This window comes from Herminiimonas sp. CN, assembly GCF_000622895.1.
Classification (GTDB): domain Bacteria; phylum Pseudomonadota; class Gammaproteobacteria; order Burkholderiales; family Burkholderiaceae_D; genus AVCC01.
In genome coordinates this window covers 1-12,954 of record NZ_AVCC01000087.1, presented here as the reverse complement: position 1 = coordinate 12,954, position 12,954 = coordinate 1, and the positions used below count along the sequence as shown (strand labels likewise).

General features: G+C 58.3%; 11 protein-coding genes. 3 read left to right on the top strand and 8 right to left on the bottom strand.

Features of this window, described 5'->3' with window-relative positions; translation table 11 throughout:
- The 3 genes from HMCN_RS17910 to fmt form a co-directional block, all read right to left on the bottom strand.
- The coding region (locus tag HMCN_RS17910; RefSeq protein ID WP_035627404.1) for a DNA topoisomerase at window positions 1–766 on the bottom strand (766 nt) is incomplete at its 3' end.
- A gap of 164 nt (window positions 767–930) precedes the next feature.
- Entirely contained in the window at window positions 931–1,410 is a 480-nt protein-coding gene (locus tag HMCN_RS0114970) for a DUF494 family protein (RefSeq protein WP_025918137.1), read from the bottom strand.
- A gap of 229 nt (window positions 1,411–1,639) precedes the next feature.
- Window positions 1,640–2,596: a methionyl-tRNA formyltransferase gene (gene fmt, locus HMCN_RS0114965; protein WP_025918136.1), complete on the bottom strand. Its 957-nt coding sequence runs from the start codon at window positions 2,594–2,596 to the stop codon at window positions 1,640–1,642.
- A 338-nt stretch (window positions 2,597–2,934) separates the two neighbouring features.
- Between fmt and HMCN_RS19455 the strand changes: the two genes are divergently transcribed.
- Together HMCN_RS19455 and HMCN_RS0114955 are read left to right on the top strand one after the other, a co-directional pair.
- The gene (locus HMCN_RS19455) at window positions 2,935–3,093 is read left to right on the top strand and encodes a hypothetical protein (RefSeq protein ID WP_155837591.1); all 159 of its coding nucleotides are present in this window, start codon (window positions 2,935–2,937) and stop codon (window positions 3,091–3,093) included.
- A 63-nt stretch (window positions 3,094–3,156) separates the two neighbouring features.
- Window positions 3,157–5,853: a bifunctional acetate--CoA ligase family protein/GNAT family N-acetyltransferase gene (locus HMCN_RS0114955; RefSeq protein WP_025918135.1), complete on the top strand. Its 2,697-nt coding sequence runs from the start codon at window positions 3,157–3,159 to the stop codon at window positions 5,851–5,853.
- 413 nt (window positions 5,854–6,266) lie between these two features.
- Here the strand turns inward: HMCN_RS0114955 and phbB are convergent, their stop codons facing one another.
- The 5 genes from phbB to HMCN_RS18380 form a co-directional block, all read right to left on the bottom strand.
- Window positions 6,267–7,007: an acetoacetyl-CoA reductase gene (gene phbB, locus HMCN_RS0114950; protein WP_025918134.1), complete on the bottom strand. Its 741-nt coding sequence runs from the start codon at window positions 7,005–7,007 to the stop codon at window positions 6,267–6,269.
- Window positions 7,008–7,219: 212 nt separating this feature from the next.
- Entirely contained in the window at window positions 7,220–7,786 is a 567-nt protein-coding gene (gene phaP, locus HMCN_RS0114940; RefSeq protein WP_025918133.1) for a TIGR01841 family phasin, read from the bottom strand.
- Window positions 7,787–7,849: 63 nt separating this feature from the next.
- On the bottom strand, window positions 7,850–8,248 hold the full coding sequence (locus HMCN_RS0114935) for a LytTR family DNA-binding domain-containing protein (protein ID WP_025918132.1): 399 nt from the start codon (window positions 8,246–8,248) through the stop codon (window positions 7,850–7,852).
- A gap of 286 nt (window positions 8,249–8,534) precedes the next feature.
- Window positions 8,535–9,176 (bottom strand): response regulator transcription factor, encoded by a 642-nt coding sequence (locus HMCN_RS0114930; RefSeq protein WP_025918131.1) that lies wholly within the window; start codon window positions 9,174–9,176, stop codon window positions 8,535–8,537.
- Window positions 9,169–11,409 (bottom strand): PAS domain S-box protein, encoded by a 2,241-nt coding sequence (locus tag HMCN_RS18380; protein ID WP_025918130.1) that lies wholly within the window; start codon window positions 11,407–11,409, stop codon window positions 9,169–9,171. The genes HMCN_RS0114930 and HMCN_RS18380 overlap by 8 nt, the downstream gene beginning before the upstream one ends.
- A gap of 321 nt (window positions 11,410–11,730) precedes the next feature.
- Between HMCN_RS18380 and HMCN_RS0114920 the strand changes: the two genes are divergently transcribed.
- The gene (locus HMCN_RS0114920) at window positions 11,731–12,705 is read left to right on the top strand and encodes a porin (RefSeq protein ID WP_025918129.1); all 975 of its coding nucleotides are present in this window, start codon (window positions 11,731–11,733) and stop codon (window positions 12,703–12,705) included.
- Window positions 12,706–12,954 lie beyond the last annotated feature (249 nt).

Genomic DNA, 12,954 nt, shown 5'->3' with positions numbered 1-12,954 from the left:
GTCCGTCCGCGTCGTTTTCGGACTTCCGTTCGTCTTTTTTATGCTTGGTGTCGAGCCAGCGGCCTTCGTAGACGCCGGCCGCGCAGACGAATTCGGCGCGCACTTCCCAGAAGTCGCGCGGCACGAATTTCTTGATCTTCTCTTCGCGCTCGACCACGATCGACAGCGTCGGGGTCTGCACCCGGCCGACCGTGGTCAGGTAAAAACCGCCTTCCTTCGAGTTGAAGGCAGTCATCGCGCGGGTGCCGTTGATGCCGATCAGCCAGTCGGCCTCGGAACGGCAACGGGCGGCGTCGGCCAGCGGCAGCATTTCGGCGTCGCTGCGCAGTTTGGTGAAGCCTTCGCGGATGGCACCGGGCGTCATCGATTGCAGCCACAGGCGCTGGACCGGCTGCTTGGCTTTTGCGTGCTGCGCGATCAGGCGGAAAATCAGCTCGCCTTCGCGCCCGGCATCGCAGGCGTTGATCAGCGCGGTGACATCCTTGCGCTTGATCAGTTTATTCAGCACCTTCAGGCGCGACTCGGTCTTGGCAATCGGATTCACGGCGAAGTACGGCGGAATCATCGGCAAATGGGTAAAGCTCCATTTGCCGCGCTTGACGTCGTATTCTTCCGGCACCGCGATTTCGAGCAGGTGGCCGACCGCCGACGACAACACGTACTGGTCGGACTCGAAGTACTCATCGTGCTTGGTGAAGCCGCCGAGCGTCTTCGCGATGTCGTTCGCGACGGAGGGCTTCTCGGCGATGATGAGGGTCTTGGTCATGGATTGGATTCTCTAATTGGGTACGGATGGGCGCACATGCCGGGCGGCAAAACGGCGCAGCGCCACTGATATTACAAATATCGGGATTGTCAAGCGGCCAATGATAAGCGTGTTGCGGCAAAATCCGCAAGCGCCCGCACGCCGATCGGGCAGAAAGTCGGAATTTAATGCAACAAGCACTGTCGCGGCTGGGCATCGTCTTCGAACAGCTCATCGAAAATCAGCGCATCGGGCTCCTTGCCCTGACTCCACAGCACCAGCAGCACGATCACCTTGAGCTTATCCAGCGGCAACGGCGACTCGCCGAGCGCCAGAGCGCGCTCGATGACGATCTCGCGCTGGACCGCGTCCAGCACCAGCGCCTGTTCCAGGAACTGGATGAAACCGATCGCCGCCGCGCCCAGCACATCGGATTCCTGCTCCGGATAGATGCGCAAGCCGAAAGAAAACGCAGTCTGCTGCTGCGGGTAGTAGTTGGCGAAGGTATCGGTAGCCCGGGCCAGATCCTGCATCCAGCCCAGCGCTTCAGAAATCTCGGCATCCTCGAAGCCGACCGCCGACAGCTTGCGGCTCAACGCCGCCGCATCCGGGCAGGCATCGGGACGGTAATACGTTTCGTAGAGATATACAAGAATGTCGAACATGGCTCTACTCTAACGTTAATATTTCTTTGGAGCAATCAAGAACTCTGGAGTCGATACTATGTCACATTATTCCGCAAGCCGCGATCAGCGCCGCATTCGTGCAATATACCTAGCTATGTATTTTATATAGTCACAATAAATACATGCTACAATGACATGTTTTTTTGCATACCCTTCTTATTTTATGGATTTACAGGCACGGCCCACAATCCCGCGCTGCCATCCTGAATCAGTCGAAGCGGCCGTTTTCCATCGGGAATCCTGGCAGGAAATCGACCGCCGGCAAGCGTTTCCCGCCCGGCTTTTGCAGTACGGCCAGGCGCAATGCGCCGTCCCCGCACGCCACCAGCACGCCATCCTGCGCATTGGCCGCCAGCACGCTGCCGGGCGGCAGGCCGGCAGCGTCCGGCAGCGCCTGCGCCTGCCACAGCTTGAGGGTGACGCCGTTGAACACCGCACAGGCGCCCGGAAACGGATTGAAGGTCCGGATCTTGCGCGCCAGCACGGTGGCCGGCTGGCTGAAGTCCAGCAGCGCCTCGTCCTTGCTGATCTTGGCCGCGTAAGTGACGCCGGCTTCCGGTTGCGGGGTGGCGACCAGGCCATCGCCCTGTCCCAGCCGGCGCAGCGCCTGCACGATCATCTCGCCGCCCAGCGCGGCCAGCTTGTCGTGCAGGCTGCCGGTGGTGTCGTCGGGCGCAATCTGCATCCGTTCGGTCAGCAGCATCGGCCCGGTATCGAGCCCTTCTTCCATCTGCATGATGGTGATGCCGGTGTCGCGGTCGCCGGCCTCGATGGCGCGATGGATCGGCGCTGCGCCGCGCCAGCGCGGCAACAGCGAGGCGTGGATGTTGAGGCAGCCGTGGCGCGGAATGTCCAGCACGCTGCGCGGCAAAATCAGCCCGTAGGCGGCCACCACCATCACGTCGTGCGCGGTGGCGCGCAGCAAGGCATGGGCGTCTTGCGCGTCCTGCGGAGTCTTGCCATCGAGCCGCAGCGACGCCGGCTGCGCCACCGGAATGCCGTGCGCAAGTGCATATTGCTTCACCGGCGAGGCCTGCAAGTGCATGCCGCGCCCGGCCGGGCGATCCGGCTGGCTCAACACCAGCGCGATCTCGAAGCCGGCCTGATGCAGGTTTTTAAGCGCCACCGCGGCGAATTCGGGAGTTCCGGCGAAGATTATTTTCATGGGCCGTATTGTACGAAGCGGCACCGGAAATTGCACGCAACTTGCCGCAGGCCGATCTGGTGTTTGATGGCATTCTGAGAAGCACTGCACACGGGCTTACTCCTTGGCGCTGGCGCGCGGGTTTGATAAAGAATAGCCGCTTTCGCCGCATTGCAGACATCCGATGTGAAGTTATTGACCGTCCCCGAGGCCCAGAGTTGCCCGTCAAGAACGCACTGCCATACTGTTACTACGGTTACTTGGGTTTGTGATGCGGATGGCGTGAGCAGAAAGTCATTGCCAATCAGAAACGCCTAGGCATAATGCTAGGCATTCCTGCCAATTGCTCTCTTAACATCATGGTGAAACGCTTACTCTGCGCATTTGGCGGCAACAAGACGACACCCGGCACACCCTTGCAATGCAGCGAGCTGCAGATCATGCGCGGCGAATGGCGCGACAAGGTGTGGTTGCCGCATCCAGAGTTTGATCGCCCCAAACGGATGCGCAACGGTTGAGCCGGTTTAGCGTCAAATATGCATTGCCACCAGGAAGCGATCTAGTCTTCGAGGATAACAACAATGAGCGTCCACTATCTTGAGCATTTGTTTTGTCCCGCCAGCATCGCAGTGATTGGCGCCAGCGAGCGTGCCGGCTCGCTCGGACATATCGCCTTCAACAACCTGCGCTCCGCAGGATATGCGGGCGAGCTGATTGCGGTCAATCCGAAATACCAAAGCGTGGCCGGCTTCCCGTGCCACCCATCGATTGCGGCGATCGGACATCGGGTCGACCTGATACTGGTGACGACTCCCGCCGTCACAGTCCCGGCTATCATCGACAATGCGGGCAAGGCCGGCACGCGAAGCGCGGTGATACTCTCGGCAGGTTTCGGCGAACTTGGCGCTGAGGGCCAGTTGCTCGAACAAAAGGTGCTCGCTGCGGCACACGCCCACGGCATGCGCATTCTCGGACCAAATTGCCTGGGCATCATGCGGCCACCGATCGGGCTCAATGCGACTTTTGCGCGTCGCATGGCGCTGCCTGGATCCATTGCGCTGGTCTCACAATCCGGCGCGGTTGCCGCCGCGTTGGTGGACGGAGCGCAAGCCTCTAAAATCGGATTTTCAAGTGTGATCTCGATGGGTGCAGGTATCGATCTGGACATTGGTGAGATCCTGGATTACCTGACCCAGGACGCGCAGACCCGCAGCATCCTGATCTATCTGGAAGGGGTACGCGACGCGCGGCGATTCGTTTCCGGGCTGCGCGCCGCTGCGCGCACCAAGCCTGTCATCGTGCTCAAAGCAGGACGCCACTTTTCGAGAACCAAAGCGGTGACGGGTCATGCCGGAACAGCAGTAGACGACGATGCCACTTTCGACGCCGTGCTGCGGCGATGCGGCGCGGTTCGCGTCAAAACATACGCGGAACTATTCTCCGCCGAGCAACTGATTGGCACCAGGCAGCTGCCACGCGGCAATCGGCTTGCAGTCATCGCCAATGGGGGCGGCCCAGGCATCATGGCCGCCGATTACGCCGCCGAAGCCGGCGTGGAAATCGCCCAGTTGTCTGCGCCAACCCTTGCGGCACTCGACGCCTGCCTGCCAGCGCACTGGCCGCATGGCAATCCGGTAGATATTCTGGGCGATGCGACAGCATCGCGTCTTGCGGCAGCGCTCGCGTGCTTGCTTGCCGACGACGGCGTCGATGCGGTACTAACCCTGTTTTCTCCCCAGCAGGTCCTGGGCTCCGATGAAGCGGCGCGGACCATCATCGATTGCGCACAGCACTCACCCAAACCCGTTCTCACCGCCTGGCTCGGTGAAATCGACTTGAGCTCCGGCCGCAGCCTGGTTGCAGAGTCGCGACTTCCCGCATTTCGCTCGCCGGAGAGCGCAGTTGCGGCCTTCGGCACGCTGGCGCAATACCGGACGGCACAGAGTCTGCTGCTCGAGGTTCCTCCTCCACTCATCTCAGGCACTCCGCCGGACCTTGCGGTGGCGCATGCAATTGCGGTGGAGGCGCGGCGTGCCGGCCGCCGGCAACTGAACGAGGTCGAAGCCGCGCGCCTGCTGGCCTGCTTCGGCATTCCCTTCGCCCGAACAGAAATCGCCACCTCCGTGGAGCAACTGATCGCCATCGCAAGGGAGATCGGCTTTCCCGTCGCCATCAAGCTGCTGTCCTACGATATCGAACATCGTTCCGACGTCAAAGGCGTTTGCCTCAATATCCGCACTGAAGAAAGCCTGATTCTGGAGTACGCGACCTTGATTGAACGGGTTCTAAGGTTGCGGCCAGACGCGCGCCTGGAGGGCGTGATCGTGCAGCCGATGATCGAGAAACGCTATGGGCGCCGCCTGATGATCGGCGTTGTCTCCCAAGCCACCTTTGGCCGCGTGATTCGTTTTGGAGCAGGGGGCATTGCTTCCGAGTTGATTCAGGACAATGCAATCGGGCTACCGCCGCTCAACCGATACCTAGCCCAGGAACTGGTGTCGCGCACGCGCGCGGCGCACTTGCTCCAGCCTTATCGCCATGTTCCCGGCGTTGACACTGAAGCGATTCTGGATGCGCTGTTACGGGTCTCGGAACTGATATGTGCGCTGCCCTGGGTCGTGGACATGGAGATCAATCCATTCATTGCAGATGAATCGGGATGTATCGCGGTCGATGTCCGCGTCACCATAGACTCGGATCACCTGGACCCGGATCCGCGCTTCAGTCACATGGCGATACACCCGTATCCGGCGCAACTGGAACACGTCGAATACCTGCGTAGCGGACAAGCACTGCACATCAGGCCAATGCGCCCGGAAGATGCCGCCCTGGAGATGGCGTTTGTCGATCGCATGTCAGAGCGATCCAGGTACATGCGCTTTTTCAACGTGGTACGCGGGCTGACTCCGGAGATGCTGGCCCGCCTGACCCAGATCGACTACGATCGCGAGCTTGCGCTGATTGCCCTGTCGGCAGAGGAAGGCAAAGCGGAGCAGATCGTGGGGGTCGCCCGCTTTGCTGCCAATCCGGACGGTGAATCGTGTGAGTTTGCCATCGCGATCGACGATCAGTGGAGCGGGCGCGGCGTCGCCACGGTACTGATGCAACGGCTGTTCGAGGCGGCGCGCGATGGGGGATATAGCCGGATAACCGGATGCGTGCTGCCGGAGAACGATTCGATGCTCAAGCTTGCTGCCCGGCTAGGTTTTACACGCAGCAAGGATGAGGACGATCCCGCGCTGATTAAAGTGGTGCGGTCGCTGCTATCAGACATATAAAATCTCGATAGGCGAATACGCGGGGCTCCGTCGCTGGAAGCGCCGGAAAAACCGTGTCAGACTGGCCAACGGCCGGGCATCGCAGCCGACAGACAACAACCGGCCAAGGGCTGCCGTTCGGCCGTTCCTATTGATCCGGCACAATGAAGTCTTGACTTCATCGTGCCCCGTTCTCCCCCTCTCCCTCTGGGAGAGGGTTGGGGTGAGGGGATCCGGTTCTAACTTTATTCGTTCCGGATCTGTAGTTGACCGCCTGCTACCAGCTGGCAGGCGGTCATTTCAGTCCCGCGGGTACCGGTACACGCGATTACTACAAATAAATCCCGCCGCGAAATTCCATTTCCATTGCCGCGCCCGTTCCTAAGCCGGCCAGGTGGCAATTCCGGATAAGGAATTCGAGACCCGATGATGGACTAGGACATGTGCTGGCCGCCATTGATGGCGATATTCGCGCCGGTCATAAACGCCGCCTCGTCCGACGCCAGATAGGCGATCAGGCCGGCGATTTCTTCCGGTTTGCCTAAACGCCCCACCGGAATCTGCGGGATGATTTTATTCTCGAGCACGTCTTTCGGGACCGACATCACCATCTTGGTGCTCATATATCCGGGCGAAACCGTGTTTACCGTCACGCCATTGCGCGCCACTTCCAGCGCCAGCGCCTTGGTGAAGCCATGCATTCCGGCCTTGGCCGCCGCATAGTTGACTTGTCCGAACGCACCTTTTTGTCCATTGACCGACGAGATATTGATGATGCGCCCCCAGCCGCGTTCAACCATGCCGTCGCACACCGGCTTGGTCATATTGAACACCGAATCCAGGTCGGTGCGCAGCACTGCATCCCAGTTCGGCTTGTCCATTTTCTTGAACGTCATGTCGCGCGTGATGCCGGCGTTATTGACCAGCACATCGATGGGCCCGACTTCTTTTTCAATCTGGGCAATGCATTGTTGCGCCGAATCATAATCGGCAACGTCGCAGGGATAGGCGCGAAAGTGGCAACCCCGTTGCTCCATCGACGCCAACCATGCTTCGACCCTGGTATTACAGGGCGAATAGGTGGTGATCACACGGTAGTCCAAAGCTGCCAATCTGATGCATATCGCTTCGCCCAAACCGCCCATGCCGCCGGTTACCAATGCAATTTTTGCCATGATCTGATCTCTTTATCTGGATTGTTGCAATGAAAAATTATTGCCGAAGCGGTCACGCTCTTTGGCGGCGCCGATGGGCGGACTGTGCAGTCCGCCCCCGCCCATCGCTTGATTTCCGATTGCATGGCCGGCCATGCAAATCATCCTGCTCCATCAAACCAGGCGCCAGTTCCTTGCTGGCCGCTCCGACCAGAGATAAATCCTCCCGGCAATCACTTCTTGGCCGCGCTGCCGGCTGCCTTCTCAACCGTTTGCGCCGATTGATTTGCCGCTGCAGCCAGATGCTCGCCCAGCACGCCGGCTGCCTGCTGCGTCTTGGCGAGCACTGACTCATACCCGGCGCTGGCGTTGCCGATCACGGATTTCAATATTTCCATCGCGTGTTCGGTAACCACCGGAGCGTTTTTAGACGCGTTGCCGACCAGTTCGATGAGGTTACGGTTGGTCTCAGCAGCAGTCGCTTCAGCGACTTTACCGAACGCTGCTTGCGAACTGGAAACGATACCCGCCACATGACGGCCATAGGCAAGCATTTTCTCGGTAGTCGGCTCGGCATGGGAAGCCGTCATCGAGCAGAATTCTTGCGGGTCCTTGGCCGACAGGAGTTGTTTGCTGATAACAGTGGAATCTGCCAGCCAAGCTTGAACGACATTCGCGTTCAGCTCTATCAATTTCGTGGCGCTGTCCAGCGCAGCCTGGGTTAATTCCGTGAACATGGCGAACCGTGCGTCCTGATTGGCTTTCGACGTTGCAGAAAATTGTTTGATGTTTGATAACAAGATATTCCCCTTTGATATTATAAGAATTGCAATATTTACCGCCGCTACTGCCGCTACTACTACTCAGAAAATACACTCAGATGAGATAATTGTTGATCCGCATTCGGCCAAATGCGCGAGGCTGCTGCGCACGGCTGCAAGTTCACGACTCTTGTCATAGAAAGCGTAGGCTCCCGCCGCCGCAAAGTGGCTCCGATAGATCGGATCGGCATAATTGCTTACCACGATGACCTTGGTCACCGGACACTCATTTGCAACCATGCGCATCACATCCATGCCATTGCCATCGTTCAGCTGAATGTCCAGCAAAATCACATTCGGCGGTTGGTGTCGGATGGCGGCAATCGCGCTCGATACGCGTCGGTATTCTCCAGCCAGAGACAGGTCCGCGATCGCGGCAACCAGCTCGCGCCAGATGGTTCGCATGACGTCCGAATCTTCGACCACGATGGCGCTAATCACGAAGCAACTCCAGAAGATACGCTTACGGTGCCTTTGCGGCACTCATGTAGCAGCTGCATAGCTCACCCTCACTATCTGGAAACTGTGCATGCCGCCGGCTAAAAACAACCTGGTGCAGCGTGCGCAATATGATGAAGAATGTGCAGTATGCTGAAGTTGGATGAGCATTGCTATCGTCCTTAGCAGGATTCCTGTGTAGTGGAATACGGTTGATATTCTGTAGGAATTTACCTACAGCGGACTGCGTCGAGCAGCGCTGGCACTCGCAACGGATTAGAACTAGTACCTAAGTCAAGAGTCCATTTTCGAGTGCGTAGCGGGCCAGTTTTGCGTTGCTGTCTACCCCTGTTTTTTCCAGGATGCGTGCCCGGTAAGTCGTCACGGTGCTCGGGCTTAAATGCAATATCTCGGCGATATTGACCAGTTTCTCGCCTGCGGCCAGGAGCTTCAACACTTCCAGCTCCCGGTCGGAAAGTGTTTCGTGGGATACCTTGACCTTTCCTCCGAAAACATTAACCAGTTTCTCTCCCAACTCGGGGCTCACGTGCTTGCCGCCTGCGGCAGTCTTGCGAACCGCGGCAACCAGGATGCTTGCCGTGATATTTTTGGTCAGGTATCCGGCCGCACCCTGCTTGATCGCACGCATCGCATAAATCTCTTCCGAATACATGCTCAACATCAAGACAGCGAGTTTGGGCTTCTCTGTGCGCAAAAATTTCAGAAGTTCAAGCCCATTCTGGTCGGGCAAACCGATATCCACTAATGCCACATCGAAATCTTTCTCCCGAACCAGGCGAATTGCATCTTGCGCCGTCTCTGCTTCACCGGCGATCTCGATATCGCCGGCGGTCTCCAGCATCAGCCGCACGCCGTTGCGCACGACGCTGTGGTCATCGACCAGCATGACTCTGATGTGATTGTCAGCCATCTGTTTTTCCAATTGGCACTCGCAAAGCAACCACCGTACCGCGCCCCGGCCTGCCGGTGATTCTGAGTTCGCCGCCGAAATAGCGCGCGCGTTCATGCATGCCGACGATACCCCAGGATTCGCGGTTGAGCAGGCGCTCGGTTGCTATTCCGTTGCCATTGTCTTCTATTTCGATTAAAACCGAATCGTCTCGCAGTGTCGCCCGAAGCGACACACACGATGCTTGCGCATGACGAACGACGTTGGTGAGCGCCTCCTGAACGATGCGGAACAACGCTATGCTGCGCTCCGGATCGATTTCGATGGCGGCGACAGCCGCGTCAACCATGCATGTACATGCCAGCCCGGTTCGTTCCCCGACCTGGCCCGCGTACCACTCCAGCGCCGGCCATACACCAAGCTGATCCAGCACACTAGGCCGCAGATCGGCGATCACTCTGCGCACCGTTTCAATCGCAGTATTCGCCAGACCGGACGCCGTCACCAGCCCTTGATCCGGGGCAAGTCCGGCACGCGTGGCGCGGTCAATGGCAACTGACATATACGCATTAATGCCGGTAAGCAATCCACCCAACTCGTCGTGGATCTCGCGTGCAATACGCCTGCGCTCATCTTCCTTGATGCGCTCTTCATGGGCAGCAAGCTGGCGCAGCAGCTCCTGCGACTCCAGCAATGTTTGTTCCGCCTTCTTATGCCCGGTAATGTCCAGAATTGAACCGACCACCAGCATGAGTTCACCCTTGTCGTTATGAATGGCCTCGCCCTGGCTCAACACATGGCGAATCGAGCCATCGGGACGCACAATACGGTTTTCGGTCTTGAATTCCTTGCCCTCCTCCTTGGTCGCGAAAATGGCTTTCTTGGTCGCTTCCCTTTCGTCAGGATGCACAACGCCGAGCGCAAACCCGAGACTGGGCTGTACCGACTGCGGCAGCAAACCGCAGATTCGGAAAAACTCATCGGAACATTGGAGCGCTCCTGTGATGGCATCTATTTCCCAACTCCCGACATGGGCCACTCGCTGCGCGCTGGTCAGGATGTATTGGGTGTTTTTCAGTGCTTCTTCAACCTGCTTGCGCTCTGCGATCTCAACATTCAGCGCCGCATTGGCTAGCATCAATTCGTTGGTCCGCTGCCACATCCGAGTGACGAGCGCCCCATAGGCTTCGCGCAATGTTTTTTGCGCTTGCTGGTTTCTGAAGCCCTTGTACAGCTCTTCCTCCAGTCGCGTCCGGTCGGTAACATCGCGGGTGTAGCCCCGCGTGTAAACCAGTTCGCCATTTTCCATCTGCGCGCTGGAATCAATCAGGACATGCTTGACAGACCCATCCTTGCAGCGCATGCGTGCCGCAAAGTCACACACGGCTTCACCGCGCAACCGCCGCAGCTGCAGTTCGTCAATGACCTCACGGTCGATGTGGAAGTCTGCGAAAGGATGCCCGATATACTCTTCCGGCAGATATCCCAGCAGTTTTAATTCTGCTTTGTTGGCCCATTGGATGATGCCGTCAGGACTCACGCGGTGCAACCCTTCAACCGCTTTCTCCAGGAAATCGGACAACTCCCGTTCCCGATCGGATAACGCACTCTCGACGGCCCGGCGTCGTGCCACTTCGAACTCGAGTGCATTGGCCTTCTGCTGCACGGCTGCAAAAATACGGTGGAACTGATCGGGATCGCTTGACATCACCTGGCAGCTTTCCAATGGGCTTACCTGCGAATGTGCCGCGCAAATATCCTGCAGCACCGAACCCTGTTCTGCACTCTGAAAAAGCTGCATCGGGTAGGCGCACAGCAGTGAGAAATCATGGCGCCGGGCAAGATCGTTCCACAACTGTTCAAGACGCAGCGCAGCTTCCGGCTTGCCCTCGGCGCACAACAGCGCCACCATTTCGCCAAAGGCATGCACGCGGCCAGCGCTATCTTTCGACGCCTGGACGATTACCGCTCCCAGAATATCCATAAAACGCGCCTCATCCGGCCAGCCATCGACCATCAGGCTCGACAACATTTGATTGGCATCGATGGCAATCAAACGGCCCGGATGGGAAAGCACGCTGCCGCCGCCAGACCGGCTGTTCCGCCTTAATTGTTTTTCAATGCCCTTCCTATGCGACGGTGTCGCGATGACAATGCCGCTGCCGCCCGCCGACAGTGCAGGGCCGATAAAGTCGGACACTCTTTTAAAGAGAAAGGCATCCTCCTCATATAGCTGAACAATATGCTCACGCATGAACTTATCACTCCGTTTCCTGTTGCGCCGGGAAGGTCAAACTCGGTCTATTCTACAAGTCTGCAGCAGCAGCCCCTGTCTGCGTCAGCAGAAACCGCCAGGCCGATGATTCCGCAGCTGCAATCACCTCAAGCATCTCGACGCGTTTGACGCGCTCCTGCGCTCACGCACAATACTTTGTTCTCTCACGACAAATCCAATCGATTCCGATTTCTTTAGTCTCCTAAGCACTCGGAACAGCGCGGCAATGGATCTGCCTGCCGGGTACCGCAGAAGGCGTTACCCGAACGCCATTGCAAGTTCACACCAATGGAGACAAGCATGATAAAAAACATCGGCATCAAACAGCTTTGCATCCTGCCGACCATCATCGCGGCAGCGATGGCAACACCGGCACAAGCGCAATCCAACCTTACCGTCTATGGCAATCTGGATATCGGCCTGGTAAAGGAGTCCGGCAACCCGACCAAAATGGATCGCGGCTACAACAACTGGCTCGGCTTCAGAGGTACCGAGGATTTGGGCGGCGGGCTTGCTGCCTCATTCAATCTGCAAACACGCTTCGCGCCTGACACCGGCGCACAGGAAACCGGCGTGTTCTGGCAGGGCGAATCGACGCTCGGCCTGAGCAGCACCTCAATCGGCCGCCTGCGGCTGGGCCGCGCCTTGTCGCCGCTGTGGGCAACGAAATGGACGTTCGACCCATGGTATGACAGCGGCACTTTCGGCTCGGTGTCCTTCCCGTACCAGACCGGCACCTTCTACAGCGATCCGACCATGGCACTGGGCGGCGCCAATTTTGCCCGGATCAGCAACGGCGTGTTCTATGACACGCCCGATTTTTCCGGCTTCCAGGCCCACGCCGCGCTGGAAGCGGAAAAAGCCGCCGGTGCGAGTGACCGCGCCGCCGGGCTGTCGCTCAACTACGGCCAGGGTCCGCTGGCAGCGATGCTGGCGTACCAAAAGAACGCCGCCGCCGACACCATCTACTTCCTGGCCGCCTCCTACAACCTGGGCGCCGCTACCGTGATGGGATCATATGCGCAAGGCAAAGTGCAAAACGGCGCCGGCGACCGCCTACGTGAACGCAACTGGATTCTGGCAGCCACCTACGCACTCGGCATCGACACCCTGCGCGCCGGATACGGCCGCACCGAGGAAAGCGGCAATCACAAGGTCAGCTTCGGCTACGTTCACCCATTGTCCAAGCGCACCAACCTGTATGCGGACATCTATCGTGAAAAAACGCTGGATAGCAAAAATGGCTTTGCGGCAGGTATGAACCATACGTTTTAAGCCGGTACGCGCAACGATGGATGTGCTGGATTGAAACGCGCCTGTTCGCAGGCACTTCAGGGGTGGCTGCATGCTGTGCGCTCAGCCCTTCCAACGGTGCGAAAACGCTGCAGCGCAGCACATCCATGCCCAACAATTCCCGCTTGGAAAAAGTATTTTTGCGCTATGCGCTCCGGCACAAAACATCGTTCTCTCAAGCGCAATTTTTGACGGCCCAACTAGCCTAGTCTAATAAAAAACAATCCCCTC